The 26,824-nt window shown below is 55.2% G+C and carries 28 protein-coding genes, 1 tRNA gene and 1 pseudogene; 11 read left to right on the plus strand and 19 right to left on the minus strand.

Annotated elements, in window-relative coordinates:
• Positions 1-9 precede the first annotated feature (9 nt).
• The 5 genes from PYR66_03595 (at position 10) to PYR66_03615 (ending at position 3,803) form a co-directional block, all read left to right on the plus strand.
• Positions 10-699 (plus strand): N-acetylmannosamine-6-phosphate 2-epimerase, encoded by a 690-nt coding sequence (locus PYR66_03595; GenBank protein ID WEF30346.1) that lies wholly within the window; start codon positions 10-12, stop codon positions 697-699.
• Positions 696-1,574: an N-acetylmannosamine kinase gene (locus PYR66_03600; GenBank protein WEF28834.1), complete on the plus strand. Its 879-nt coding sequence runs from the start codon at positions 696-698 to the stop codon at positions 1,572-1,574. Before PYR66_03595 ends, PYR66_03600 begins: the two co-directional genes overlap by 4 nt.
• Positions 1,568-2,038 carry an N-acetylneuraminate anomerase gene (gene nanQ / locus PYR66_03605; protein ID WEF28835.1) on the plus strand — a complete coding sequence of 157 codons (471 nt, stop codon included), beginning with the start codon at positions 1,568-1,570 and terminating at the stop codon, positions 2,036-2,038. The genes PYR66_03600 and nanQ overlap by 7 nt, the downstream gene beginning before the upstream one ends.
• Positions 2,039-2,355: 317 nt before the next feature.
• Positions 2,356-2,838 carry a type VI secretion system tube protein Hcp gene (locus PYR66_03610; GenBank protein ID WEF28836.1) on the plus strand — a complete coding sequence of 161 codons (483 nt, stop codon included), beginning with the start codon at positions 2,356-2,358 and terminating at the stop codon, positions 2,836-2,838.
• Between the two features lie 20 nt (positions 2,839-2,858).
• Entirely contained in the window at positions 2,859-3,803 is a 945-nt protein-coding gene (locus PYR66_03615; protein ID WEF28837.1) for a transcriptional regulator, read from the plus strand.
• Between the two features lie 39 nt (positions 3,804-3,842).
• Here PYR66_03615 and PYR66_03620 read toward each other — a convergent pair.
• From PYR66_03620 to PYR66_03630, 3 genes and pseudogenes are all read right to left on the minus strand, one after another.
• Positions 3,843-4,944: pseudogene (locus PYR66_03620) on the minus strand (IS3 family transposase).
• Positions 4,945-5,383: 439 nt separating this feature from the next.
• A tRNA-Phe gene (locus PYR66_03625) sits at positions 5,384-5,459 on the minus strand.
• Positions 5,460-5,564: 105 nt separating this feature from the next.
• The gene (locus tag PYR66_03630; protein WEF28838.1) at positions 5,565-6,278 is read right to left on the minus strand and encodes a DUF554 domain-containing protein; all 714 of its coding nucleotides are present in this window, start codon (positions 6,276-6,278) and stop codon (positions 5,565-5,567) included.
• 420 nt (positions 6,279-6,698) lie between these two features.
• Here PYR66_03630 and PYR66_03635 point away from each other — a divergent pair, with 420 nt between their 5' ends.
• Positions 6,699-8,837, plus strand: coding sequence for an ornithine decarboxylase (locus tag PYR66_03635; protein ID WEF28839.1), 2,139 nt, complete (start codon positions 6,699-6,701; stop codon positions 8,835-8,837).
• Between the two features lie 166 nt (positions 8,838-9,003).
• Here PYR66_03635 and PYR66_03640 read toward each other — a convergent pair whose 3' ends face one another.
• The 4 genes from PYR66_03640 to mutY all read right to left on the minus strand — a co-directional run bounded on the left by PYR66_03640 (position 9,004) and on the right by mutY (position 12,941).
• Complete coding sequence (locus PYR66_03640) at positions 9,004-10,257, minus strand: nucleoside permease (GenBank protein WEF28840.1); 1,254 nt, start codon at positions 10,255-10,257, stop codon at positions 9,004-9,006.
• Positions 10,258-10,447: 190 nt separating this feature from the next.
• Positions 10,448-11,530: a membrane-bound lytic murein transglycosylase MltC gene (gene mltC, locus PYR66_03645; protein WEF30347.1), complete on the minus strand. Its 1,083-nt coding sequence runs from the start codon at positions 11,528-11,530 to the stop codon at positions 10,448-10,450.
• A 48-nt stretch (positions 11,531-11,578) separates the two neighbouring features.
• On the minus strand, positions 11,579-11,854 hold the full coding sequence (locus PYR66_03650) for an oxidative damage protection protein (protein ID WEF28841.1): 276 nt from the start codon (positions 11,852-11,854) through the stop codon (positions 11,579-11,581).
• Between the two features lie 28 nt (positions 11,855-11,882).
• Complete coding sequence (mutY, locus tag PYR66_03655; GenBank protein ID WEF28842.1) at positions 11,883-12,941, minus strand: A/G-specific adenine glycosylase; 1,059 nt, start codon at positions 12,939-12,941, stop codon at positions 11,883-11,885.
• Between the two features lie 136 nt (positions 12,942-13,077).
• Here mutY and trmB point away from each other — a divergent pair, with 136 nt between their 5' ends.
• From trmB to PYR66_03670, 3 genes are read left to right on the plus strand one after another with little or no spacing between them, the layout of a single operon-like run.
• Complete coding sequence (gene trmB / locus PYR66_03660) at positions 13,078-13,797, plus strand: tRNA (guanosine(46)-N7)-methyltransferase TrmB (protein WEF28843.1); 720 nt, start codon at positions 13,078-13,080, stop codon at positions 13,795-13,797.
• Complete coding sequence (locus tag PYR66_03665; protein ID WEF28844.1) at positions 13,797-14,123, plus strand: YggL family protein; 327 nt, start codon at positions 13,797-13,799, stop codon at positions 14,121-14,123. Before trmB ends, PYR66_03665 begins: the two co-directional genes overlap by 1 nt.
• 50 nt (positions 14,124-14,173) lie before the next feature.
• Positions 14,174-14,893, plus strand: coding sequence for a DUF2884 domain-containing protein (locus tag PYR66_03670; protein WEF28845.1), 720 nt, complete (start codon positions 14,174-14,176; stop codon positions 14,891-14,893).
• A 46-nt stretch (positions 14,894-14,939) separates the two neighbouring features.
• Here PYR66_03670 and PYR66_03675 read toward each other — a convergent pair whose 3' ends face one another.
• The 8 genes from PYR66_03675 to PYR66_03710 all read right to left on the minus strand — a co-directional run bounded on the left by PYR66_03675 (position 14,940) and on the right by PYR66_03710 (position 21,717).
• Positions 14,940-16,187 carry a sugar ABC transporter permease gene (locus tag PYR66_03675; GenBank protein WEF28846.1) on the minus strand — a complete coding sequence of 416 codons (1,248 nt, stop codon included), beginning with the start codon at positions 16,185-16,187 and terminating at the stop codon, positions 14,940-14,942.
• A 4-nt stretch (positions 16,188-16,191) separates the two neighbouring features.
• Positions 16,192-17,004: an ATP-binding cassette domain-containing protein gene (locus PYR66_03680; GenBank protein ID WEF28847.1), complete on the minus strand. Its 813-nt coding sequence runs from the start codon at positions 17,002-17,004 to the stop codon at positions 16,192-16,194.
• Between the two features lie 59 nt (positions 17,005-17,063).
• Positions 17,064-18,110, minus strand: coding sequence for a sugar ABC transporter substrate-binding protein (locus PYR66_03685; GenBank protein ID WEF28848.1), 1,047 nt, complete (start codon positions 18,108-18,110; stop codon positions 17,064-17,066).
• A 293-nt stretch (positions 18,111-18,403) separates the two neighbouring features.
• Entirely contained in the window at positions 18,404-19,543 is a 1,140-nt protein-coding gene (gene hemW, locus PYR66_03690; GenBank protein ID WEF28849.1) for a radical SAM family heme chaperone HemW, read from the minus strand.
• Positions 19,536-20,129 (minus strand): XTP/dITP diphosphatase, encoded by a 594-nt coding sequence (locus PYR66_03695; protein WEF28850.1) that lies wholly within the window; start codon positions 20,127-20,129, stop codon positions 19,536-19,538. Before PYR66_03695 ends, hemW begins: the two co-directional genes overlap by 8 nt.
• A 12-nt stretch (positions 20,130-20,141) precedes the next feature.
• A complete protein-coding gene (gene yggU / locus PYR66_03700) occupies positions 20,142-20,432 on the minus strand; it encodes a DUF167 family protein YggU (protein WEF28851.1) in 291 nt (96 codons plus the stop codon).
• Positions 20,429-20,995: a YggT family protein gene (locus PYR66_03705; GenBank protein ID WEF28852.1), complete on the minus strand. Its 567-nt coding sequence runs from the start codon at positions 20,993-20,995 to the stop codon at positions 20,429-20,431. The genes yggU and PYR66_03705 overlap by 4 nt, the downstream gene beginning before the upstream one ends.
• 17 nt (positions 20,996-21,012) lie before the next feature.
• Complete coding sequence (locus PYR66_03710; protein ID WEF28853.1) at positions 21,013-21,717, minus strand: YggS family pyridoxal phosphate-dependent enzyme; 705 nt, start codon at positions 21,715-21,717, stop codon at positions 21,013-21,015.
• 16 nt (positions 21,718-21,733) lie between these two features.
• On the opposite strand from PYR66_03710, the gene PYR66_03715 reads away from it, so the two are divergent.
• Together PYR66_03715 and PYR66_03720 are read left to right on the plus strand one after the other, a co-directional pair.
• Positions 21,734-22,714 carry a type IV pilus twitching motility protein PilT gene (locus PYR66_03715; GenBank protein ID WEF28854.1) on the plus strand — a complete coding sequence of 327 codons (981 nt, stop codon included), beginning with the start codon at positions 21,734-21,736 and terminating at the stop codon, positions 22,712-22,714.
• A gap of 350 nt (positions 22,715-23,064) precedes the next feature.
• Positions 23,065-23,718, plus strand: a complete 654-nt coding sequence (locus tag PYR66_03720; protein ID WEF28855.1) for a LuxR C-terminal-related transcriptional regulator — start codon at positions 23,065-23,067, stop codon at positions 23,716-23,718.
• Between the two features lie 225 nt (positions 23,719-23,943).
• Here PYR66_03720 and ruvX read toward each other — a convergent pair whose 3' ends face one another.
• The 4 genes from ruvX to rsmE all read right to left on the minus strand — a co-directional run bounded on the left by ruvX (position 23,944) and on the right by rsmE (position 26,783).
• Positions 23,944-24,360, minus strand: a complete 417-nt coding sequence (gene ruvX / locus PYR66_03725) for a Holliday junction resolvase RuvX (protein WEF28856.1) — start codon at positions 24,358-24,360, stop codon at positions 23,944-23,946.
• Positions 24,360-24,923: a YqgE/AlgH family protein gene (locus PYR66_03730; GenBank protein WEF28857.1), complete on the minus strand. Its 564-nt coding sequence runs from the start codon at positions 24,921-24,923 to the stop codon at positions 24,360-24,362. Before PYR66_03730 ends, ruvX begins: the two co-directional genes overlap by 1 nt.
• 129 nt (positions 24,924-25,052) lie before the next feature.
• Positions 25,053-26,003: a glutathione synthase gene (gshB, locus tag PYR66_03735; GenBank protein WEF28858.1), complete on the minus strand. Its 951-nt coding sequence runs from the start codon at positions 26,001-26,003 to the stop codon at positions 25,053-25,055.
• A 48-nt stretch (positions 26,004-26,051) separates the two neighbouring features.
• A complete protein-coding gene (gene rsmE / locus PYR66_03740) occupies positions 26,052-26,783 on the minus strand; it encodes a 16S rRNA (uracil(1498)-N(3))-methyltransferase (protein WEF28859.1) in 732 nt (243 codons plus the stop codon).
• Between the last annotated feature and the right edge of the window lie 41 nt (positions 26,784-26,824).

Raw genomic sequence — 26,824 nt, forward strand, 5'->3', positions numbered from 1 at the left:
GATGTGATGATGTCGTTACTTGAACGTCTTAACCAGAAAATTGCGCAATCTGGTGGTTTGATTGTTTCCTGCCAGCCTGTACCCCATAGTCCGCTGGATAAACCGGAGATTGTCGCCGCGATGGCTCTGGCGGCGGAGCAGGCAGGGGCGGTCGCGCTACGTATTGAAGGCGTGGAGAATTTACGCGCGACTCGCGCCGTCGTTTCCATTCCTATCATTGGTATTCTCAAACGCGACCTCGAAGCGTCGCCGGTCCGTATTACGCCTTTCCTGGATGACGTTGATGCGCTGGCGCAAGGCGGGGCCGATATCATCGCCGTGGATGGTACCGACCGCGTGCGTCCGGCTACCGTTGCGTCGCTGCTGGCGCGAATCCGCGAGCACGCCTTACTGGCAATGGTCGACTGCTCAACCTATGAAGAGGGTATGGCGTGCCAGCAATTGGGGGCCGATATTATTGGGACGACGCTTTCTGGTTACACCACGGCGGAAACGCCGGAAGAACCGGATTTATCTCTGGTGAAAGCATTAAGCGAGGCCGGGTGCCGGGTTATCGCGGAAGGGCGCTACAACACCCCTTCACAGGCGGCAAGCGCGATGCGCCAGGGTGCATGGGCCGTGACCGTTGGCTCCGCCATCACCCGTCTTGAGCATATCTGTCAGTGGTATAACTCGGCGTTAAAAAAGGCGGTGTCATGACGACGCTTGCGATTGACCTCGGTGGAACTAAACTCGCTGCCGCGTTGGTGGATGATCGCCTGAATCTCCTTGAACGTCGTGAGCTTCCGACGCCCGCCAGCAAAGCGCCGGAGGCGCTACGAGCGGCGTTGCAGGCGCTGGTTATGCCGTTGTTTTCTCAGGCGCAACGTGTGGCAATCGCCTCTACCGGTATTATCAGCTGCGGCGTGCTGCAGGCCATCAACCCGCATAATCTGGGCGGGCTGCTGCATTTCCCGTTGACGGAGACGCTGGAAAAAATAACCGGCCTGCCCGCGTTGGCGGTTAACGATGCGCAGGCTGCGGCGTGGGCGGAATACCATAACCTGGGGGATGATTGCCGCGACATGGTTTTCATCACCGTCTCCACTGGCGTGGGGGGCGGTGTAGTGAGCGATGGTCGGCTCCTCACCGGAAATGGCGGGCTTGCCGGTCATTTGGGCCATACGTTGGCCGATCCGAATGGCCCGATATGCGGTTGTGGCCGTCGTGGTTGTGCGGAAGCCATCGCCTCCGGGCGCGGGATGGCCGCGGCAGCGCGGGGGGAACTCAGCGGATGTGATGCGAAAGCGATCTTCATCCGCGCAGGGCAGGGTAATGAACAGGCGGTTGGGCTTATCCACCGTTCGGCTCAAACGTTGGCGAGATTAATCGCCGATGTGAAAGCGACAACAGATTGCCAGCGGGTGGTGGTCGGCGGCAGTATTGGCCTGGCGGAAGGCTACCTGGGGTTGGTGGAAACCTACCTTGCGCGGGAGCCGGTGGTATATCAGGTGATATTGCAACCGGCGCATTACCGACATGACGCTGGGTTACTGGGAGCCGCGTTACTCGCGCAGGGAGACAGCTTATGTTAGCAGGTGATATTCAGTCATTGGCTTCTGCCGGGTTACATCCCGTTTTGGCCGAGGCCTTGACGCTGGCGTTAGTTTCTCGCCCACAGGATAAATCTCCGGGGCGTTTCGAGCTGCGCGGCAGCGATATTTTTATGAATGTGATGATATTGACCACGCAGTCTGCGGAAAGTAAAAAATCGGAACAACATGCGCAGTATGCTGATATCCAGCTTTTGCTGAGCGGTGAAGAACGTATTCTGTGGGGAACGGTTGACTCTGCGCGACAGTGTGAAGAAAGGTATATTGCAGAGGATTATCAGCTTTGCCATGTGATTGAAAATGAGCAGACCATTACGCTACAACCAGGAAGTTTCGCGATATTTATGCCCGGAGAACCACACAAGCCTGGATGTATTGCGACATCGTCGCAGGAAATTAAAAAAGTGGTCGTTAAGGTGAACATCGCATTGTTGGAGGAGGCATAACCTATTAATAATAGGGGGGGCGCGATGGTCAGAGAGAATATATGCGATACCATAACCTATAGATATATAAAATAGAGCGCATGAAGGTTACCCCTGTTTGTTTAATGGTTTTCTATTGATAACTATTTGTTTTAATTTAAAAACAATATATTTTCCATCTATTTTAGCATGTTGTTTTTCAGGGTTATTAACAAGGTGGTAGTGAGATTATTCCTGGTTTTTATTATGTCATGATTTATTCATTTAAATCTCCAGGATTTACTCTAGTTTATAAGGGCGAATCACCTTTTCTTACAACATGCGATATAGGGATTGTTATGGCTATTGATATGTATCTGAAAGTGGATGGTGTAACCGGCGAATCTAACGACTCAAATCATAAAAACTGGATTGATGTGTTGTCATTTAACTGGGCGGCCGAACAGCCTGGGAATATGAGCGTTGGCGGCGGTGGTGGCGCAGGTAAAGTGAATTTCCAGGACCTTGCGGTACAAGCATTAATAGATAAAGCAACGCCCGCGATCCTCAAGTTTTGCGCCAGCGGCAAGCATGTCGATAAAGTCGAACTGTCAATTTGTAAAGCCGGCGGCTCGCAAATTGAGTATTCGCGTGTTGTTCTTGAAGATGTTCTTGTGACGAAAACCAGTTTTAGCGGTGTGGGCCATACCGATACTATTATGGTGAATTACCTGTTCCAGGCGTCGAAAGTCAATCTGCATTATTGGGAGCAGTCTTCTCAGGGGACGAAAGGGGCAGAAACTAAATCTGGCTGGGATATCAAACAGAATAAAGAAATTTAATCGACGTTGGAGATCCTGCGATGCCAGATATTACCTCCGAGATAGATGCGGTTCTCTCCGATCATTCCCGTTTTGACGCAGACCAGTTGGATATTATTATTTCATTCGTCAATGAACTGGATAAAGGAACCCTGAGCCAGTTTGAAACTGCCCAGGATCGCACGATTATGAATACTTATGAGCAGTTGCTTTCTGCCAGTAAAGAGCCGGCCAGAAGGCGACGCGACGAAGAGTACGAGCTGGAATCGTTGACGGGGGGCAGTCGTCGTAATGCCACCATGAGTAATCATGCCGAATTTTTTGATCGCTTCAAAACAGCGCCGGCGCATATGTATGGTTATGGCGGTAACGTTTACCGGGATCAGACAAAAAGCTATTACGACGTCGCGGGTAAAATACTGGCAGGTATTGGCGGGTTGGCTTCTTTCGGCGCGGGTACCGCCGCCATCGCCGCTTCACAGGCTGGCGCATCGCTTTCGGGCGTAGCGGCCCGTTATGCTTTATCCTCCGTCGGTGCGACAGGCTTAGCTGCCGGTGCGATGGCGTTGTTGCGTAATAACTTTTCAGATGTACAGGTTGCGACGAATAAAGACTTTCTTGAAACGGTAAAATCTATTGCCAAGCTCAGAAACAAACTGAATGACTTCTTTGTGAGCCTCAACAATAAGGTCTCTTCGGATAAGACAAAAGCAAAAACGGCGCTCACTAATGAAATGAGTTCACATCCGTTACGTTTTGTGGCCGGTTCAGGAAGCCAGGTGGTACGCGCAAACCTAACCCCGATAGAACATCTGGTCACCCAGGACTTTATCAACATAAACCACGATATCAGAGCCAAAATTCTGCCGCGGGGCGAAAATTCGACCTGGAGTGTGGCGGTTTCCAGCTCAGAAATGGGGTGGGATGAACGGGTATTGGATCAGTCTAACATGGGCATTCTGCAGCAGGTCGTTTATCAGCTTTAACGCGGCTGTGGTAGGTGTGATGGTGTAAATAGACCCATTTTAGCTCCATGCATTTTTTGAGATCCCGGCCAAATAATGGTGCTGCCGGTATTCCTCCGGTGTCATATTGTTCAGCGATTCATGCGGGCGTTCACAGTTATATTCTGACAACCATTTGTCCGTGATTTCCCGCACTTCATTCAGCGTTCTGAACAGATAAAAATCGAGTATTTCTGTACGGTATGTTCGGTTAAAGCGCTCAATAAAAGCGTTCTGCGTCGGCTTACCCGGCTGGATAAACTCCAGTTTTACTGCATGTTTCTCTGCCCATTCAGCCAGTGCCAGTGAGATAAATTCCGGACCATTATCCATGCGTAGCATGGCCGGATAGCCGCGATTTGAAGCGATCCTGTCGAGTACACGGACCACGCGCAGAGCTGGCAGATTCAGATCGATTTCAATCGACAACGCCTCACGGTTAAAGTCATCAACGACATTGAACGTGCGAAAACGACGGCCACAGACCAATGCATCATGCATAAAATCGACAGACCAGCCGCTTCCGGTATGGCCAGTGGTGAGGGCTTACGCACCGGCAACTGCTGTTTGCCCTTACGGCGAAAATTCAGCTTCAGCAGACAATAAATACGATGGATCCTTTTGTGATTCCACGGGTATCCCTGCCGCCGCAAAACCTGGAAAAGTTTTGGAAAACCGTATCGTGGGTATCGCTCTGCCACTGCCTGCAACGCGACAATAACGGGTTCGTCACGCGTGGTATCCGGACGGTAATGGTAAACCGTTCTGCTCAGGTTCAGACTCCGGCAGGCCTGACGGATACTGAGTCCGAACGTCGTTATCAGATGAGTGACCAGCTCACGCTTAAAGGCTGGTTTTAAAGCTTTTTTTCGATAACGTCTTTCAGCGCCCGGTTCTCAAGGCTCAGGTCGGCAAGCATCTGTTTGAGACGCCGGTTCTCGTCCTCAAGATCCTTGATCTTTTTAATATCAGAAGCTTCCATGCCGCCGTATCTGGACTTCCAGTTATAGTAGGTGGCTTCAGAAATACCGGCCTCCCGGCAGACATCTTTAACGGTTCGTCCGGATTCAACCGATTTAATTACGGCAATGATCTGATGCTCAGTAAAACGGGCTTTACGCATAGCGATCTCCTTTGTTGGCAGATTGATTATGCCGGAGGATCTCTAAATGTGAATGGCACGATTATGCGGGATACTTACATTGCTAGGTTCCTGATGTTGGATGAGGGTACAGAAGTTTATTGAACCAGACTATACCCTGATATGTACCCGCACAAGAGACTTGATGCAGGTGGAATTCGATGGGGTTCAGTGGAAACGGATGATTCGCGAGGTGCGTATTTTGGCGGGTGCAGAATGCAAAAACGGACCTCCGTGGAGGTCCGTTGATATGAATTTGGTGCCCGGACTCGGACTAACGCCGTAGGCGTTGAACAGCGCGCTTGTCGCGCTGGCCCCGTAGGGGTGAGCCGCTGGCGGCGAATAATCGAACGTAGTTCGATGAAGAGTCCGGCTGTAGAAAAGCAAAAAACCAGCCCGTAGGCTGGTTTCTTTAAATTAGTGGTGCCCGGACTCGGAATCGAACCAAGGACACGGGGATTTTCAATCCCCTGCTCTACCGACTGAGCTATCCGGGCAACGGGGCGCATTAAACCTGATTCACCGCGCCTCGTCAACGAAATTTATACATTTCGCAGCAGACTGAACAATCTATCACCACTTTGCGCTAAAAGCACGCGTCATCAGGCAAAAAAGGTCGTCCACGCTACCGAAATCGGCATTGCCAGTAGCAGGGCGGGGAGCATATTGACCACCGCGAACATTTTGATCCCGCAGATGCGCAGGCCAGTCGCCACCAGCAACATTCCGCCGACGGCGCTGAAGTCGGCCATCATCATCGGCGTGGTCAGCGGCATAATCAGCGAGGCGCAGGCCGCCAGGGCGAGCTGAATCAGCAACATCGGCACGCAAATCGCCGAGACTGCCAGCCCCAGCGTACAGGCGAAAATGGTGGCGGTGAAAAAGTCGAGAAACGCTTTGGCGATAAGAATGCTGGCATCGCCGGTCATCCCTTCGCGCATGGCGCCGAATATCCCGGTGCCGCTGGCGCAGAACAGCACGATAATCGCCACGTAGCTCTGAATATAAGACTCATGAGCCGACGCCTTTTTCTTGCCCTTTGGCGACAGCAGTTGCTGGAGCTTGCTCACCAGCGTATTGATACCTTTCTCCATATTGCACACTTCGCCGAGCAGCGCGCCCACCAACGTCGACAGCACCATCACCGGCAGGTTGGCGCATTTGATCACCAGCAATATGCCGATACCCAATGAGGCCAACCCAAAAATAGAGGTCATCGAGGTGCGGATCCGTTCCGGCAATCGTTGGCTCAGCAGCGCGCCCAGCACGCCGCCGACAAGCACCGCGCTGGCGTTAATAAATGGCCCTATAACCAAAGTAAACTCCTGTTAATTATTCCTGATGTCTGCATTATTATGACGTTATTTCGCCGCAAAGGCTTGCGAATACGTGGAGTGAGTGCATATGGATTTCATCTTGCGCCACTTTGTGAAAGGTGCCATGATTGCGCGGATTTTCACCTCTTTAACCCTGAGGCCGCCGGGATGACAACATGGCTATTACATCGCCGTTGCCGCTGCGTATCGCTACGCGGTTTGCCTCGATCCTCATTTCCCCTGTTCACCATGCGGTGAAGGCCACGTATGCTCACTGTAGGACAACAGTAAGATCGGACGCGTCTGCTTTTACTGATGTCCGGCGGTCGGAGCTGAATTCAGTCAGACCCGGACACATCGTTGGGCCAGGCGCCACCTTGGCCTGAGATTTTTACACTCCCGATACGGGCATTTGCGCTTATGAAATCCATGCACATTGCCGCCAGCTGCGAGCTGGTATCCCGTCTGTCCACCCATCGCCAGGTGCTGGCGCTGGACAGCACCGACTTTACCAATACGGCGGCGGTCGTTATCACCGCAGCAGATAGCCGCAGCGGCATTCTGGCTCTGCTCAAACGCAGCGGATTTAATCTGCCGGTCTATCTTTTTAGTGAAACGCAAACGGATAAACCGGATGGGGTCGTTGCGGTCATCAGCGGCAAAGAGCAGGAGTGGCTGGAGTTGGAAGCAGCCGCCTGCAGCTATGAAGAGAAGCTGCTGCCGCCGTTTTTCAATACCCTCAGCCAGTACGTTGAGATGGACAACAGCACCTTCGCCTGTCCCGGTCACCAGCATGGCGCGTTTTTCAAAAAGCACCCGGCTGGCCGCCAGTTCTTCGAGTTTTTCGGCGAGAACGTCTTTCGCGCCGACATGTGCAACGCTGACGTTAAACTGGGCGATTTGCTCATCCATGAAGGATCGGCGAAGCACGCGCAGAAGTTTGCGGCAAAGGTCTTCAATGCCGACAAAACCTACTTTGTGCTGAACGGGACTTCAGCGGCGAACAAGGTGGTAACCAATGCGCTGCTGACTCGCGGCGATCTGGTGCTATTCGACCGCAACAACCATAAGTCGAACCACCACGGGGCGTTGATTCAGGCCGGGGCGACGCCGGTCTATCTGGAGGCCGCGCGCAACCCGTTTGGCTTTATCGGCGGGATTGATGATCACTGCTTTGATGAAGCCTACCTGCGCGAGCTGATCCGCGAAGCGGCGGCGGAAAAAGCAGATGCGCCACGCCCGTTCCGCCTGGCGGTGATCCAACTGGGCACCTATGACGGCACGGTGTACAACGCGCGTCAGGTGGTCGATAAAATCGGCCATCTCTGCGACTACATCCTGTTCGACTCGGCGTGGGTCGGCTATGAGCAGTTTATCCCGATGATGGCCGATTGCTCGCCGCTGCTGCTGGATCTCAATGCCGACGACCCGGGCATTTTTGTCACGCAATCCGTGCATAAGCAGCAGGCTGGGTTCTCACAAACCTCGCAAATCCATAAGAAAGATAACCACCTGCGCGGCCAGGCGCGCTTCTGCCCGCATAAACGGCTGAATAACGCCTTTATGCTGCATGCCTCTACCAGCCCATTTTATCCACTGTTCGCGTCGCTGGATGTTAACGCCAAAATCCACGAAGGGGAGAGCGGGCGTCGGCTGTGGGCGGAGTGTGTTGAGCTCGGTATTGAGGCGCGTAAAGCGATACTGACGCAATGCCGGATGATGCGCCCGTTCGTGCCGCCGATGGTGGCGGGAAAACCGTGGCAGGATCATCCGACTGCGACTATCGCCAGCGAACGCCGTTTCTTCAGTTTTGAACCGGGGGCACGCTGGCACGGCTTTGCCGGTTATGCCGGCGACCAGTATTTTGTCGACCCGTGCAAACTGCTGCTTACCACGCCAGGCATTGATGCCGATAGTGGCGATTACACGGACTTCGGCATCCCGGCCACTATTCTGGCGCACTATCTGCGTGAGAACGGCATTGTGCCGGAGAAGTGCGACCTTAATTCGATTCTATTCCTGCTGACCCCGGCGGAAAGCGCGGAAAAACTGACGCAGCTGGTGGCGATGCTCGCTCAGTTCGAACAGCATATCGATGCGGATTCGCCGCTTGCCGAAGTGCTGCCGACCATCTACAACAAGTACCCGGTTCGCTACCGCGATTACACCATCCGTCAGCTGTGTCAGGAGATGCACGACCTGTATGTGAGTTTTGATGTCAAAGATCTGCAGAAGGCGATGTTCCGCAAGGAAAGCTTCCCGCCAGTGGTGATGAACCCACAGGACGCCAACCGCGAATTTATCCGCGGCAACGTTGAGCTGGTGCGTCTCAGTGATGCCGAAGGCCGTATCGCGGCGGAAGGGGCGCTGCCGTATCCGCCGGGCGTACTGTGCGTGGTGCCGGGCGAGATCTGGGGCGGCGCGGTGTTACGCTATTTCCTCGCGCTGGAAGAGGGCGTCAATATGCTGCCGGGCTTCTCGCCGGAGCTGCAGGGGGTCTATAGCGAAACGGATGCCGATGGGATTAAGCGGCTGTATGGCTATGTGCTGAAGAATTAACGTTATAGCCCGGGTCTGTGCCGGGGAATGACCCCGGATAGCGGCGCGTGGCGCGCCTTATCCGGGTTACCCGCTGTAGCCCCGGTAAGCGTAACTCGACCGGGGATTTTTACATTAGCCATCGAACGGTGTTCCCGGCAAGCGTAACGCCGCCGGGCAATGACGATCAGGCGCTCTGACGCGTGGCGGCAGGCTGTCTGACGTGCTGATACTTAAACAGCGCCACGAAGGCAACGGCCAGTACCAGCGAGTAAGCGGCGAAAATCAGCCACACGCTCTGCCAGTGAGTGATCCCCTCGACGGTAAAATGCTCGACAACCTTGCCGCTCACCATCCCGCCAAGAATACAGCCGAAGCCGTTGGTCATCATCAGGAACATTCCCTGGGCGCTGGCGCGAATTTCCGGGCGTACCTCTTTCTCGACGAATACCGAACCCGAGATGTTGAAGAAGTCGAAGGCGCAGCCGTAGACGATCATCGACAGGACCAGCAGCACGGTGCCGAACGGCGTTGGGTCGCCGAAGGCGAACAGGCCGAAGCGCAGCATCCACGCCACGATACTAATCAACATCACGTTCTTAATGCCATAGCGGCTGAGGAAGAACGGAATGGTCAGGATAAACAGGGTCTCGGAGATCTGCGAAATCGACATCAGCACCGAGGCGTGCTCGACGATAAAGCTGCCGGAGAACAGCGGATCTTTATCGAAGCTATGCAGGAAGGTGTTGCCGAACATATTGGTGATTTGTAGCTCGGCGCCAAGCATCATCGAGAAGATAAAGAAGATTGCCATGCGCTTGTTTTTAAACAGCGCGAAGGCGTTCAGGCCCAGCATCTCCGTCCAACTCTGATTGCGCTGGGCGTTGGCGACTGGAATACGCGGCAGCGTCAGGGTGAACAGCGCCAGTACGACGGACAGTATCGCGCCGATATACAGCTGCATATGGCTCAGTTCAAAGCCGGAGAAGCTCACGCCCCACATGGCGAGGATAAAGCCGATGGTGCCCCAGATACGAATCGGCGGGAAATCGGTCACGATATCCAGCCCCGCTGACTGCAGGCGGTAGTAGGAGATGGTGTTAATCAACCCGAGCGTCGGCATATAGGCCAACGAGTTGAGGAGGATCACGAGGAACATCTCGCCCGGCGTCGTGACCTGCGCCGCGAGGTACAGCGTGAGCGCGCCGACCAGGTGACAAATGGCGTAGACCCATTTGGCGCTGATCCATTTATCGGCGACGATCCCCAGCAGCGTCGGCATCAGCACGGCTGCAATGCCGAGCGAACTATAGACAGCGCCGATTGCCGCGCCGTCGAATTTCAACGTTACGAACATGTACGAGCCGAGCGTAGTGAGCCAGCTTCCCCAAAGGCAGAACTGCAGGAATGACAGTATTTTTAGCTGCAGCTTAAGATTCATGTATTTATCCTCACGAATGTGGGCTTGTTATGTGTTTTAAATAACATTGTCAGCGTTATTTTGATGTGATTCTATCATCCGCTGGCTAAAGGCTTCTGTTAACTGCCGCAGAAAATCGAAAGATATGACGAATTGTTTCGTATCAAGAAGGCGGGCCCCAGCGTTGCGCTGAGGCCCGCGAGAGAAGGGATTACTTGCGGCGGTAGCTTTTCTGCGCGGTGTTAACCTTGTACAGATAACGGCGTGATTCACCCGACGGGTGACGGGTGGTGAGCGTCTGGTAGACGTCGCCCGGCGCCATGCTGTTAATGATGTTCGCCGCCTGCACTTTATCGCTGGAGAACACGCGCAGCACGCTGCCAGCGCCGCCGTTGTAGGCCGTGATCACGGCATAACGACGCGACGTCGGGTTATCGATGCCGGCGAGGTAGACATTGCTCAACATTGCCAGGTAGGCGGTGCCGGTGTCGATGTTATTCGCCGGGTCGAACAGATAGCTGCGGCTCGGTAGGCCGGATTTACCCTGCGAACGGAAGACGTCTCTACCGGCGCTGTGCTGGACGACCTGCATCAGCCCCATCGCATCGGCGTGGCTGACCGCATACGGGTTAAACGACGATTCGGTCTGCATAATCGCGAGGATCAGCGACTCATCAACGCCATACTTACGCGAGGCCTGGCGCACCATGCCAAGGTATTTATGCGCGCGTTTGTCGAGGTGGTTCGGCACCAGACTAATGGTGATGCTATAGACCATGCGCAGGCCGTTGCTGCGGCTTTTCAGGCGGGTTTGCAGGAGATAATCGGCAAAGCGCGCGGCGCGCCACTCCCAGCGAATAGATTCGCCGGTGTTATCGACCACCTGACCATACAGGAACGGTTCTTTGGAAATCTGAATGTCATCGACGTCGGAATAGAGGTCGATAGAGTTGGGGTCATCGCCCATCAACAGGGTTTTAATAATCGCCTGACGCAGGCGCCCGCGCGGATCGGTACCGGCGATGGTCTCGACGGTAATCGTACCTTCATCAAAGTTGATGTGGCTGCGGGTTTGATACTGGTCGGTATATTTAACATAGTCCTTCGGCCCGGCGAGCAGGACTTCGTTATATCCCCAAATGTTCTCGATGTTATGAGCAAACTGGCCCATCAGAATATCAAATCCGTTCGTGTCCTTAACCCAGGCCTCGTTATATTCGGCGCCTTTTTTATTGGAACTGGAACAGGACACGAGCAGTGGCGCAATCAGCGCTAGCGCTAAGTATTTTTTCATCATTCCGGGAGTGCGTGTTGTGTTTGTCTGGTAAAGGCCGTGAGGCCCTTACTGTTTTTCCGGCGGCGTATAGCCTTCGATATGCACGTCTTTCCCTTCAAACAGGAACTGCACCATTTCCTGTTCCAGCAGCTTGCGGTGCTCCGGGTTCATCATGCTGAGTTTTTTCTCGTTAATCAGCATGGTCTGCTTGTGCTGCCACTGCGCCCAGGCTTCTTTGGAGATTTCGTTATAAATACGTTTACCCAGCTCGCCCGGATACAGCTGGAAATCCTGGCCGTCCGCTTCACGCTGCAAGAAGGTACAAAAAATTGTTCTGCTCATAATCAATCCTCTTTTATAGCCGAAAAAACTAGACCGGCGTTCCGGCTTTCAACTGTTGCAACAAGCGCTCCACGGGCGCCGCCAGTCCGACCGACGGCGGCTGCGCTAAGTTATACCAGAGTGCGCTGCCTTCATCCATGAATGCGCCAGATGAGTGCACTGTAAGCCACATGGGAACAATATCCAGATGGAAATGGCTGAAAGTGTGGCGGAAGGCGGTTAATTGCGTCAAATTATCTGCCTTTATCTGACGTTGCGCCAGCCACTCGCGCAGCCCCGCTTCGTCTTCAAACTGCGGAAAACAAAATAATCCGCCCCACAAGCCCACCGGCGGGCGTTGAGAGAGAAACACCTCGTCGCCGTGTTGCATCAGCAGGAAATAGCCGGTGCGCTCCGGGATCGTCTGTTTCGGTTTTTTCCCCGGATATTCGGCCCATGAATGATTGGCATAGGCTATGCAGCCGTTGCTCAGCGGACACAGCTCGCATTTCGGCTTCGAGCGGGTGCACACCATTGCGCCGAGATCCATCATTGCCTGGTTGAAGCGTTCTACGCCTTTCGCCGGCGTTACCTCTTCGCTGATGTTCCATAGCCGCTTTTCGACCTCTTTTTTCCCCGGCCAACCGCTGACAGCATAGCAGCGGGCGAGCACGCGCTTCACGTTGCCGTCGAGAATCGGATAATGCTGACCGAGCGAAAGCGATAAAATCGCCCCCGCCGTCGAGCGCCCGACGCCGGGCAGCGCGGCGACGTCTTCAAAGGTTTGCGGAAACTGACCGCCGTGCTGTGTTGCGACCTGCTGCGCGGCTTTATGCAGGTTGCGCGCTCGCGCGTAGTAACCGAGGCCGGTCCACAAATGCAACACTTCATCCAGCGGCGCGTTGGCTAAATCAACAACCGTTGGGAAACGCGCCATAAAGCGTTCAAAATAGGGGATAACCGTGGTCACCTGGGTTTGTTGCAACATCACTTCAGAGAGCCATACTTTGTAGGGCGTCTTGGCGATTTGCCAGGGCAGGGTCTTACGCCCGTATTTGTCGTACCAGTCCAGGACCTGGGCTGAAAATTGCGCGGCGAGAAAAGTCAAAGCTACGGCTCCGGAATCGCGATTACAGGGGGGCAGATTGCAGCACAAGGGCGAGTGGCTGTAAACCCTTGCATCCGCCGGGTAACTTTGGATAATGCCCGTTTTCCGAACACTCTCACAAGCAGACTTAACTTTTATGAAAAACGACGTCATCTCTCCGGAATTCGATGAAAACGGCCGCCCGCTACGCCGTATTCGTAGCTTCGTCCGTCGCCAGGGCCGCCTGACGAAAGGGCAGCAGCATGCGCTGGATAACATTTGGCCGGTGATGGGCGTTGAATTCAACGATGCGCCGCTCGATTTCGCCGCCCTGTTTGGCCGTGCGGCACCGGTCACATTAGAAATTGGTTTCGGTATGGGTGCCTCGCTGGTGGCAATGGCAAAAGCCAAACCGGAGCAGAATTTCCTCGGTATTGAAGTACACTCCCCGGGCGTCGGCGCGTGCCTGGCTTCCGCGGAAGAAGAAGGCGTACAAAACCTGCGCGTAATGTGTCACGATGCGGTAGAAGTACTGCACACCATGATCCCGGATAACTCGCTGAATATGGTGCAGCTGTTTTTCCCTGACCCGTGGCATAAAGCGCGTCATAATAAACGTCGTATCGTGCAGGCGCCTTTCGCCGAGCTGGTTAAAAGCAAACTGAAGTTGGGCGGCGTCTTCCATATGGCGACCGACTGGGAAGCCTATGCCGAGCATATGCTGGAAGTGATGTCGTCGCTGGACGGTTATCGTAACCTGTCAGAAAACAACGATTACGTACCGCGCCCGGAATCGCGCCCGGTAACCAAATTTGAACAACGTGGCCATCGTCTTGGCCACGGCGTATGGGACTTAATGTTCGAGAGGGTGAAATAATGGCCAAGAATCGTAGCCGTCGTCTGCGTAAAAAAATGCACATTGATGAGTTTCAGGAATTAGGTTTCTCCGTCGCCTGGCGTTTCCCGGAAGGGACTACCGAAGAGCAGATCGACCAGACGGTTAATGATCTGATCGAAGAGGTGATTGAGCCGAACAAGCTGGCTTTCGACGGCAGCGGTTACCTCTCCTGGGAAGGGCTCATCTGCATGCAGGAAATCGGTAAATGTACCGAAGAGCATCAGGCCATCGTACGCAAGTGGCTGGAAGCGCGTAAATTAGCGGATGTGCGCACCAGCGAACTTTTTGACGTCTGGTGGGACTAAGTTTGACAAGGGTCGGCAATTGCCGGCCCGATTTGTCTTAAGGGAGTTAAATGATGCGCAAAACGCTGCTGGCGGTGGCGCTTTCCGTCACCGCTTTGTCTGCCCATGCGGACTACCAGTGTAGCGTCACGCCGCGTGACGATGTGATCCTCAACCCGCAGCAGGTGCAGGTGAAAGGCGAAAACGGCGATCTGGTGATTAAACCGGACGGCAACCTGACCTATAACGGTAAAGCCTATGCTCTGAGCGCCGCGCAGCGCGAACAGGCGCAGGATTACCAGGCGGGTCTGCGCAGCAGTCTGCCGTGGATTGATGATGGCGCGCGTTCGCGAGTTGAAAAAGGTCGTAAGGCGTTGGATAAAATCATCACTGAACAGGTTGGCGCCAGCAGCAGTATGCACAGCCGCCTGACCAAGCTGGATGCGCAACTGAAGGAACAGATGAACCGTATTATCGAACGCCGCAGCGACGGCCTGACTTTCCACTATAAAGCTATCGACCAGGTTCGCGCCGATGGCCAGCAGTTGGTGAATCAGGCGATGGGCGGCATTCTGCAGGACAGCATTAACGAGATGGGCGCGAAAGCGGTGCTCAAAGGCGGCGGCAACCCGCTACAGGGCATTCTCGGCAGCCTTGGCGGCCTGCAAACGGCTATCCAGGATGAGTGGAAAAACCAGGAAGCCGATTTCCAGCAGTTTGGCAAAGATGTCTGCGGCCGGGTGGTCTCATTAGAAGAGAGCCGCAAAGCGCTGGTCAGCTCTTTGAAGTAACTCAGATTTCGCGGCCCGAGTCCCTGTGGGCCGCGCATTTCCTCACTCAGGCGCGGCCGTGCGAAACGCGTGAACGGCGGGCCAGAGAATCGATAATCACCGCAATCGCCAGTACTGCGCCGGTAATGATATAGCGCAGCGATGACGGCAGGTTCAACAGCGTCAGCCCATTTGAAATCGATTGAATGACGATGATCCCCAATAGCGCGGACCAGGCGCTGCCACGGCCGCCGAACAGGCTGGTGCCGCCGATGACCGCCGCGGCGATGGCGTTGAGGTTGACGTCGCCGGTGCCAGCCTGCTGGCTGGCGGAAGCCAATCTCGATGCGGCAAGAATGCCGCCAAAGGTGGCGAATGTGGTGCAGAGTACGAAGGCGCTGACGTAAATTGCCCGTACGTTGATCCCCGAGCGGCGCGCGGCTTCGCGGTTGCCGCCGATGGCGAACATCGAACGTCCCCATTTTGTGCGTTTCAGCGCGTAGTTCAGAATCATCACGCAGGCGACGAACAGGCCGAAAATCCACGGAATGCCACGCCCCTGGTTGAGATAGAACACCGCAGCTTCGAAGATAATAGTCAGCGCGATGGCGCGCACCAGCAGCGAACTGACGCTCTCGGAGGAGAGATTAGCCGCCAGGCGACGCGAACGTTTTTTCAGGCCAAAACCGAGGATCGCCAGCCCCGGCAGCAGCGCCATCAGGTGCGAGAACCAGCCGGGCATCACCATCAGTTGGCCAAAGCGCACCAGTGGCGAGGTATAAGGCAGGTTGATACTGCCGCTTGGCCCGAGGATATACAACTGCATTCCCAGCAGCGCCAACAGACCCGCGAGGGTGGCGACAAAACTTGGCATGCCGACGCGGTTATATAGCAGGGCATAGATCAGTCCGACGGCGACGCCGCAGACCAGCGCCACGACGATGGCTCCCACCAGCGGCCAACCGGCGTTGACCCACAGCACTCCGACGATGGCCGATGCCAGGCCGCTCATTGAGCCGACCGACAGGTCTATCTCGCCGAGCATTAATACGCAGACGATCCCAAGCGAGATAAAGCCGACGGTCGCACAGTCAAACAGCAGGTTCACCAGGTTATTCGGCGCGATATACACCGGGTTAAGGATGGTGAAGACCAGGGAAATCACGATAAGCCCGGCGATCACCGGCGCGGTGCCGAGATCGCCGGTTTTGATCCGGATGATTTGCGCACGCAGCGCGCCAAACAGACCCTCGTCGTGGCGAACGCGTTCATCGCTGCGATCCAGCGCGGTGTGGGGTGCGATTTTGCTGTTCATAAAATTACATCGCTCCAGAAGTGCTTGGCTGTGATTTACGTTCAACCCGACGCGAGACGGCATTTTCCGTCGCGCCGGTAATTGCGGCGACCAGATCCTGGTTAGAGGCATCAGGGGTGAAGATCCCGGTATTGCGCCCGAGACGCAGCACCACGATACGATCGGCCACGGCGCGAACGTCTTCCATATTGTGGCTAATGATGATGACGCCGAGTCCACGTTCGCGGACGCGTTCGATCAGGTTGAGTACTTCCGCGGTCTGCGCGACGCCCAGCGCCGCCGTGGGTTCATCGAGCATGATGATTTTGGGGTTCAGCAGCAGCGAACGGGCGATGGCGACGGTCTGTCGCTGGCCGCCGGAGAGCGAAGCCACCGGCTCGCGTACCGAAGGAATGCGCGCCGCCAGCTCCTGCAACAGCGTCCAGGCTTTGACTTCCATTGCCACCTCATCGAGCTGGAACGGTGAAATTTCATGGCCTAAAAACAGGTTTGCCACCACGTCGAGATTTTCGCACAGCGCCAGATCCTGAAACACCGTCGCAATGCCGTATTCCAGCGCTTTGCCTGGGCTGTCGAGGGTGATGAGGTTTCCGTCGAACTCGATAGTGCCGGAGGTCGGCTGGTGGACTCCGGCGAGGATTTTAACCAGTGTTGATTTGCCCGCGCCGTTGTCACCGACCAGCGCGACCACTTCACCGGCGTGAACGTCCAGCTCGATATCGGTTAACGCCGAGACCGCGCCAAAATGTTTAGAGACGTTGCGCAGTTGTAGTATTGGCTGACCAGCGGCGGGGGAGTAGTGTTGTTCTTGCGGCATACAAACGACCTCAATCATGGCGAAATTGCACCCGCCGCAGCGGGCGCAGGGTCACAACGTTATTTGCTGATGCCTAGCTTCTGGCAGGCGGCGGCGTATTCACCAGTACAAACCTGATCCCAGGTTTGGATCTTTTTATCGAAGATTTCCGCTTTGATGTTTTTGGCGGTCACTACTTCCGGGGTAAACAGTTGCGAAGGCGTGTTATACAGCGTGGTGCTGGCCTGCGGTTTTTTGCCCTGGATAAAATCAACCGCGACTTTTGCTGCCGCTGCGGCGACGATTTCCGATGGTTTAGAGATGGTGTTGTACTGGTCGCCAGCGATGATCAACTGCAGTGCGGCGATAGTGGCGTCATTGCCGGTGACAGGCGGCAGCGGTTGAACGCCTGCGGCTTTGAAGGCGGCAATCGCGCCGCCGCCGGTACCGTCGTTTGCCGCAACCACACCCTTAATTTTATCGCCGAAGCGGGTCACTTGTCCGGCAGTCCACTCCTGCGCTTTCGGCGGCGCCCACTCCGGGGTGTCGAATTCCGCCAGCGTTTTGTAGCCGGACTCCTTCAGCCCGCGATGGATACCGTCGCGAATCAGCCCGGCGGCGGCATCGGTCGGCGAACCGTTAATCTGCAGCACCCCGGCATCTTCGGGTACGCCGCTTGCTTTCAGGTGATCAGTGAGGGATTTCGCGATGGCGTAGCCGATACCTTCGTTATCAAACGAGACGTAAAAGTCGGCCGGTTTATTCGGTACCGGGCGATCATAAGCAATGACCTTAACCCCCTGCGCCTGAGCGTTTTCGACCAGCGCAGCGGCGGCAGAAGAGTCAACCGGATCCAGCACGATCACTTTTGCCCCTTGGGTGATAACCGAGTTGAACTGTTGTTGCTGCAGTGACGCATTAGCATTGGCGTTCTGATAGATGACCTTACAGTCCGCGCACAGTTTGCTCATTTCCGCCTTAAATCCGGGGAAGTCGTGTTGTTCGTAGCGGGTGGAGGCCTGATCGGGCATTAAAAACGCCACGGTGGCGGATTCCGCGGACCAGGCTGAAGCCGAGATAGTGCCGGATAGTGCAGCGAGTGATATTAAAATATTACGGTAATTCATTGTGTTACCCTCTTTTTTATAGGCTTTAGCCCGCCGGGTTTCACCGACGTCACAGAGACTTTTTTTACTCAGAGTTACCAATAATTCACATGTAGGATACTTCGGCTTTACATTTGCTCAACCGATGAAGCAGGATTACCACCGTACAAAAAATGAGTCAAGAAAAGGAAAAAAGTCGATGCGTTTTTGTGATTTGCTGCAAAGAAGCGAACAAAAAAACGCCAGTGGATTTGACCGTAGCGGGAGAAGGGATGAGAGGGAAAAGTGCGGGCGACGATCGCCGCCCGTGGGGATTATTCTTCGCTGAGGAACAGCTCCAGCAGCGAATTTAAAAACAGCTTACCGTGCTCGGTAATCTGCCAGTGCTGTTCATCTTCCTGCAGATAGCCTTGGGCGATGGCCGTGTCAATTTGCGGGCGAATGATGTGCTCATCGAGGCCGGTATAGAGTCTGAATTCGTCGCGCGGCGCGGCTTCCAGCAAACGGAAGCGGTTCATAAAGAACTCGAATGGTTTATCCGCCGCTGCCACGTCATGCTGGCGCTCGAGGTAGCGGCCCTCCATGTAGCCACGCGGGTGACGGGTTTTCGCCGTACGCAGAATGCGGCCGTCGGGGAAGGTCACTTTGCCGTGCGCGCCGCAGCCGATACCGAGGTAGTCGCCAAAGCGCCAGTAGTTGAGATTATGCTGGCACTGATAACCCGGTTTGGCGTAAGCGGAAGTCTCGTACTGTTGATACCCGGCGGCGCTCAGCAACTGATGACCCTGCTCGAAAATATCCCACAGCGCGTCATCGTCCGGCAGAACCGGCGGGCGCGAACCGAATAACGTGTTTGGCTCAATGGTTAGTTGGTACCACGACAGATGCGGGGGATTCAACGCAATTGCCTGGCGCAAATCGTCCAACGCCTCATCCAGCGACTGGTCCGGTAGACCGTGCATTAAATCGAGGTTAAAACTGCGCAGCCCCAGGCCGCTCGCCAGCCGTGCTGCGCGTTTTGCCTCTTCCGGGCCGTGGATCCGCCCCAGGCGCTGCAGCTTTGGTTCGCTAAAGCTTTGCACGCCAATGGAGATACGGTTCACGCCGGCGCGCTGGTAATCGACGAAGCGATCGGCTTCCACGGTTCCCGGGTTGGCTTCCATGGTGACCTCCGCGTCGGCCGCCAGCGGCAGACAGGTGCGCACGCCATCAAGCAGAGTTTGCATCGCCGGGCCGGAAAGCAGGCTCGGCGTACCGCCGCCGATAAAAATGGTCTTAATTTCACGTCCCTGTGCGTATGGCGCATCGTTGCGCAGATCGGTCAGCAGATGCTGCACGTAGTCGTCGTGCGGCACTTCACCCTTTAACGCATGCGAGTTGAAATCGCAGTACGGGCACTTCTGCACGCACCACGGGATATGAATATAAAGACTCAGAGGCGGCAAATTAGCCATTACGTAATGCTTCCAGTAATAGTTTCAGCGCTTGTCCACGGTGGGAAATCGCGCTTTTTTCTTCACGACTAAGCTCCGCTGCGGTTTTCCCCTCAGACGGAACAAAGAAAATTGGGTCATAGCCAAAGCCGCCGTTACCGGCCGCTGTGCGAGTTATCACGCCCGGCCAGCTACCGTGGCAGACCAGCGGCGTCGGATCTTCGGCATGACGCAGATACACCAGCACGCAGTGGAACTGGGCCTGACGTTGCCCATCCGGCACTTCCTGCAAGGTATCGAGCAGCTTTTCCAGGTTCTGCTGGTCACTGGCGTCTTCACCAGAGTAGCGGGCGGAGTAGATCCCCGGCGCGCCGCCTAACGCATCGACCGCCAGACCGGAATCGTCGGCGATCGCCGGAAGGCCGGTTACCTGCGCGGCGTGGCGCGCTTTGAGAATCGCGTTTTCGATAAAGGTGAGCCCGGTCTCTTCGGCGGAATCCACGCCGAGCTCGGTCTGAGCGACGACGTCGAGACCAAAATCTTCCAGCAGCGAGGCCAGCTCGCGAACTTTACCGGCGTTGCCGGTAGCGAGTACAACTTTTTGCATATTCAATCCTGTTTATTCAGTCAGCGCCGCGACGGCGGCCGGGATCTGCTGCGGGTGAATGATTTTTACCTGTTTGTGACGACCCAGTTCGCCTTTTTCGATAAGCACCTGGCTTTTCGCGACGCGGAACTGTTTAGCGAGGTATTTTACCAGATGGGCGTTCGCCTGGCCGTCGACTGGTGGGGCGGTGATGGCGACTTTGAGCTCGTCGCCATGCAGACCAACAATACTGTCGCGGCTGGCCTTTGGCTGAATATACAGCCGTAGAACCAGCCCGTCAGCGGAGACATCAACGGCACTCATAGCGCCATCCACAGCCCCGGAAGCAGGATATTGCCGGTGGCTTGCAGCAGTTCGGCGATCCCCATGTTAATGACGTACAGCAGCAGAACCAGCACCATCGGCGAGAAGTCGATACCACCCATTGAGGGCAACAGGTTACGGATCGGGCGCAGCAGCGGGTCAGCCAGCTGCATTAGCACGTATTCCACCGGGCTGCGGCCCTGGCTCACCCAGCTCATGATCGCCATCAGCAGCAGTACCCAGAAAATCAGCGAGCCGATGGTTTTCAGTAGGATCAGTACCGCGGCAATCCAGATAATCGGCTGGAAGGTGACCACCATAAACAGCACGATAGCTTTGATGACGCAAAGCACGAAGGCGACCAGCAGCGAAGCGCTATCGAGCGGCCCCATCGCCGGAATGATACGGCGCAGCGGCCCGACGATCGGCTGGGTGGCTTTCACCACGAATTGCGAAAACGGGTTGTAAAAGTCGCAGCGCGCCCACTGCATCCAGACGCGTAACAACATGACCATTGTGTAGAGTTCAATGACCGTTGAGAGCAGGAAGGTCAACGTCTTCATGGCGTTCCTCTGATTCCTTATTTTTTGCTGTAGTCGCGCGCGCCGAAGATTGCGGTCCCGATGCGCACCATAGTGCTTCCCGCCGCGATAGCGGCTTCCATGTCATCCGACATTCCCAGAGATAGCGTATCAACTGAAGGGTAGTGCGTTTTCAGTTGCGCGAATGCTACCGCCATTTGTTGGGCGACGGCAAACTGCCTTTCATACTCTGGCTCCGGGGCCGGAATGGCCATTAACCCGCGAAGCTGCAGGTTGGGTAAGGCGGCGATCCCGGCGGCTAAAGCGTCAAGCTCCGCCAGCGGAATACCAGATTTACTCTGTTCGTCGCTGATGTTGATTTGAATCAGCACGTTAAGCGGCGGCATCTCAGCCGGACGCTGTTCGCTCAAGCGGGTGGCGATTTTCAACCGGTCGATGGTGTGGCACCAGTCAAAGTGTTCGGCTACCAGGCGGCTTTTGTTGGACTGCAGCGGGCCGATAAAGTGCCACTGCAGGCCGCTGGCGCCCGCTTGTTGGAAATAGTGGATTTTATCCACCCCTTCCTGGACGTAGTTTTCGCCGAATGTCCGCTGTCCTGCGGCCATGGCTTCTTCGATAGCGCTCGCAGGTTTGGTTTTACTCACTGCAAGCAACGTAACTTCTTCTGGAGCGCGGCCGCAGCGTGCGGCAGCGTCTGAGATTTTATCCCGGACCTGTGCCAGGTTATGCGCAATATCGTTCATATTCCGAGGATCAGTTATGGAGCTGGAAGAAATCGTGGCCCTTAGTGTAAAGCATAACGTCTCCGATCTACACCTGTGCAGCGCGTATGCGCCGCGCTGGCGCCGTCTTGGGAAGCTGGAACCCGCGCCATTTGCCTCGCCGGACGTCGGGGAAATATTAACCCGCTGGCTCAATGACGAGCAGTTGGCGCAATGGCAGGCCGATGGTCAGATGGATTTTGCGCTCTCTCCCGCGGGCGGCCCACGGCTGCGCGCCAGCGCTTTTGCCCATGCGCGCGGGGTATCGCTGGCGCTACGGCTGCTGCCGGAACGCTGTCCGCAGCTTGATAGTTTGGGCGTGCCCGCCGCGCTTACCGAGCTATTAAACGAAGAAAACGGTTTAATCCTGGTCACGGGCGCCACCGGTAGCGGCAAATCAACCACGCTGGCGGCGATGGTGGGATATCTCAACCAGCATCGACATGGGCATATTTTAACGCTTGAAGATCCGGTTGAGTTTATTCATGCCAGCGAGTGCTGCCTGATCCAGCAGCGTGAAGTTGGCCGCCATTGCTCCTCGTTCGCCGCAGCGCTCCGCGTGGCACTGCGACAAGACCCTGATGTCATTTTATTGGGCGAACTGCGCGACAGCGAGACGATTCGTCTGGCGCTGACCGCTGCCGAAACCGGACATCTGGTGATGGCGACGCTCCATACCCGCAGCGCGGCGCAGGCCATCGAACGGCTGGTGGACGTTTTCCCCGCGGACGAAAAAGAACCGGTCCGCAGCCAGCTGGCCGGGAGTTTATGCGCTGTGGTGGCGCAAAAATTGTTGCCAAATGCTTCTGGCGGCCGGGTTGCGCTATACGAACTTTTAGTGAACACGCCAGCGGTGGCAAATTTGATCCGCGAGGGGAAAACACACCAGCTACCCGGTGTGATGCAAACCAGCCAGCAGGCAGGAATGCAGACCTTTGCGCAGAGTTTTCAACAACGTGCATCGGCAGGGGAGTTATAAGCACAGCATTGGCGTGCAGAGAACGAACCTATTTAAATGTTAATTCAATGTTCTATTAATGTTTTTATAAATGTTTTCATAATACAAATAAGCAGAGTAATCTAAGCTGAAATAATGAATGTTATGACAGCAGGCTTACATTTCTTCCGCATAACCAGGAAAAAAGTAGGATTACCTTTTGACACTTTTAATCGGTTCGATTTATGCTGTTTGTGGGAATAGGAAGATTCTCATGAAATGATGTTTCAATATCCAAACTGTATTTGAAAATATAAATACATTATTGAACGTTTTAATTTTCAGTTCATTTAACCGCCATGATGGCGGGGTACTGCTAAGGAGAGTTTTAAGTGATTAATTTATCGAAAAATTCGCTGCATTCGCGTCAGGTGACTTTTATTACTCATCCCTCGATTCAGAGTAATGCCTTCGCGGCGTGGTTAACTGAGAAACTGTCCATCATCGTCACGCTGCATAATATCAACAAACCGCTAACGCAGCGTCTGGCGAAAGATTCCGTAATATTGTTTGATATTGCTGTTTCTAATAAGAAATTGAACAGTGTGTGGCGAGATATTATTCGCGTACAGGCAGATAACCCACGTCTGCTGATTATCAACAGCGCGCAAAAGTATGAGCTATACGAAATGGCGCAATGGCCTGCGTTATATGGCATATTTCGCCATGACGACGACCAATCGCGCTTAATTGAGGGCGTCAAAGCCGTATTAAACGGTGAACAGACGGCTGAATTGAGCGTGATGCACCCGGCGCTGTATTCTGTGGATCAGGTTGCGGCGCCAGCAGATAGCTCGCTACTGACCGAACGTGAATGCGAAATCCTTAATGAGCTGCGCTGCGGCGCGACGAATATGGATATCGCCCGCGCGCTGTTTATCAGCGAAAACACCGTACGCACGCATTTGTACAATGTTTTCCGCAAGCTGAGCGTGAAGAACCGCACCCAGGCGGTAAGCTGGGCTAATGAGCATCTGCGTCATTGATAAAACTGATGCTACAGGTACCGCTTTTTGAGGTTGATGGCAAACCCATGCCCGGCGGCACTATCTTGCGCGGGCCTACGGGTTACGCCAGTAGGGGTTTTGTAGGCCGGGTAAGGCAATAGCCGCCACCCGGCATAAACGAGAGTCTATAGTCAGCAATCTGGAAAGGTTGTTCCTGTAGGTACAGGCGCCGCTTTTTTTCGCTGTCAGTCCCGGAGCTACCGATCAGTATCCCTGTTCGAAATAGCTTTCGAGAATAATCACGGCAGAGGCGGAATCAATGCTGCCTTTATTGAGGGCGCGAAAGCCGCCGTGTTCAAACAACCCGGCGCGGGCTTCGACGGTGCTCAGGCGCTCGTCGTGCAAGGTGATCTTGACGCCGAAGCGGCCATGAATTTTATTGGCAAAGTTACGCGCGCGGGCGGTTAACGGCTGCTCGGTGCCGTCCATATTCAGCGGCAGGCCAACAATCACCGCTTCCGGTTGCCACTCTTTCAGCAGTTTCTCAATGACGTTCCAGTCCGGTTTACCGTCCTGCGCCTTCAGCGCCGGAAGCGGACGCGCTGTGCCGGTAATGCGTTGACCAACGGCGACGCCGATGCTTTTAGTGCCGAAATCAAAACCCAGTAAGGTGCCGCTCATTATGCGTGCCCCGCGTCGGCCGGCATCGTCACGATGTCGATACCGATAAGTTTGGCCGCTTCGCGCCAGCGATCGGCGATAGGCGTTTTAAACAAAATATTCTGATCGGCCGGGGCGGTGAGCCAGGCGTTGTCCAGAATCTCCTGCTCCAACTGACCCTTTTCCCACGACGCGTAGCCCAGCGCCACCAGTACGTCGCTCGGCTGTTTATCAGTACCAAGGGTTTCCAGCACATCGCGCGAGGTGGTGATCACCGTGTTGTCGGAGATGCGAATGCTGGAGGAAAAGTCAGATGGTGGGGTATGCAGAATAAAGCCGCGGTCTTCCGCCAGCGGGCCGCCGACCATTACCGGTTTATCCAGACGAATATCCGGATTACGCGGCTCCGGCACAATTTTCAGTTTCTCCAGGATCCCTTCCACCTGCAGATTTTCCAGCGGCTTATTGATAATAATGCCCATGGCGCCATCGTCGTTGTACTCGCAGATATAGACGACGGAGCGACGGAAAATGGGGTCCTGTAGAGCAGGCATGGCAATCAGAAAGTGATGCTGTAAATTCATTGTCAGAGGTTCTGTTCCTGGTTCAAAAAGCAGCACCCAGTATGCGGGTAAAGTAGAAACGTGTCGATGCACTTATTTTTCAGGCGCCGGAGCGACGCCTGATTGGCGGGCGCTTGCCCGCCGTAGCGCTTATTTGTTGATACGTTTTTCGATAGCGTCCATCAGCATGCCGGTAATCGACACATCCGGGAAGGCGGCTTCGATTTCGCGCACGCAGGTTGGGCTGGTGACGTTAATCTCGGTCAGGCGGTCGCCGATAATATCCAGACCGACGAAGATCAGGCCTTTGGCTTTCAGCGTCGGGCCGACGCGACGGGCAATTTCCCAGTCGCTTTCGGTCAGCGGACGGGCTTCGCCGCGGCCGCCAGCGGCCAGGTTGCCACGCGTTTCACCGCCCTGCGGGATACGCGCCAGGCAGTAAGGCACCGGCTCGCCATCCACGACCAGTACACGCTTGTCGCCATCTTTGATGGCAGGCAGATAGTTCTGCGCCATGCAGTAGCGGCTACCCAGCTCGGTCAGGGTTTCAGAAATGACGCCGAGATTCGGATCGCCGGCTTTCACGCGGAAAATGGAGGTGCCGCCCATCCCGTCCAGCGGTTTGAGAATGATATCGCCGTGCTTTTCCCAGAACGCTTTCAACTGGGCTTTATTACGGGTGACCAGCGTTTCCGGGGTCAGTTCGGAGAACCAGGCAGTGAACAGCTTTTCGTTACAGTCGCGCAGGCTCTGCGGCTTGTTGACGATCAGCGTGCCTTTCTCTTCGGCGCGTTCCAGAATGTAGGTAGCGTAGATAAACTCGGTATCGAACGGCGGGTCTTTACGCATCAGGATAACGTCGAGATCCGCCAGCGCCAGATCCTGTTCTCCGGTGAACTCGTACCATTTATCGTAATTCTGTTCGACGCTCAGCGTGCGCGTACGGGCGCGGGATTCGCCGTTGATGAGATACAGGTCGTTCATCTCCATGTAATGGAGTTCATAGCCGCGACGCTGCGCTTCCAGCAACATAGCGAAGCTGGTGTCTTTCTTGATGTTGATGGATGCGATAGGGTCCATCACGATGCCGAGCTTGATCATTCTTCTCTCCATTAGCGCTGTCGTGTTTGCGGATCGTTGCGCCAGATTTTAGCCCAGATCGCCAAAACGCACCTGAAGCGCGGTGATGGCGGTGAGCGCGGTGGTCTCAGTACGCAGAACGCGCGGTCCCAACAAGATATCAGTAAACTGGTAGCGAGCGGTCATCGCTATTTCTTCCGCCGACAGGCCGCCTTCCGGGCCAATCAGCAGGCGAACGCGCTCGACCGGCAGCGGCAGCGTATTAATACTGGCGCTGGCGCGCGGGTGCAGATTGAGCTTGAGGCCGTCATCCTGCTCGGCGCACCAGGCTTCCAACTGCATTGCCGGGCGAATCTCCGGTACCACGTTACGGCCGCTCTGTTCGCAGGCGGCAATGGCGATTTTCTGCCACTGCTGAATCTTCTTCTGCAAGCGTTCGGCATCCAGTTTAACGCCGCAGCGCTCGGAAAACAGTGGCGTTATGAGGCTTACGCCGAGTTCGATCGATTTCTGGATGGTGAATTCCATTTTTTCGCCGCGCGACATCACCTGGCCGAGGTGGATGTGCAGCGGGGATTCGCGATCGTCGAGCTGGCCGCGAATCACCTCGACTGTGACGTTTTTCTTGCCGGATTCGGTGATGACCGCGTCGAAAATCTGGTTGCTGCCGTCAAACAGCTGGATTTCCTGCCCTTTGCCCATCCGCAGGACGCGGCCAACGTGATTGGCGGCATCGTCGCTCAGCGCGATGTGGCTGCCTGGCGTAATGAGTTCCGGGTGGTGGATGCGAGGAATGCGCATGCTTGATATTCCGTTCTTTGCGCAAACAGCGTCCTCCCCAC

It is taken from the genome of Klebsiella aerogenes, from assembly GCA_029027985.1.
In the GTDB taxonomy this organism is placed as follows: domain Bacteria; phylum Pseudomonadota; class Gammaproteobacteria; order Enterobacterales; family Enterobacteriaceae; genus Klebsiella; species Klebsiella aerogenes_A.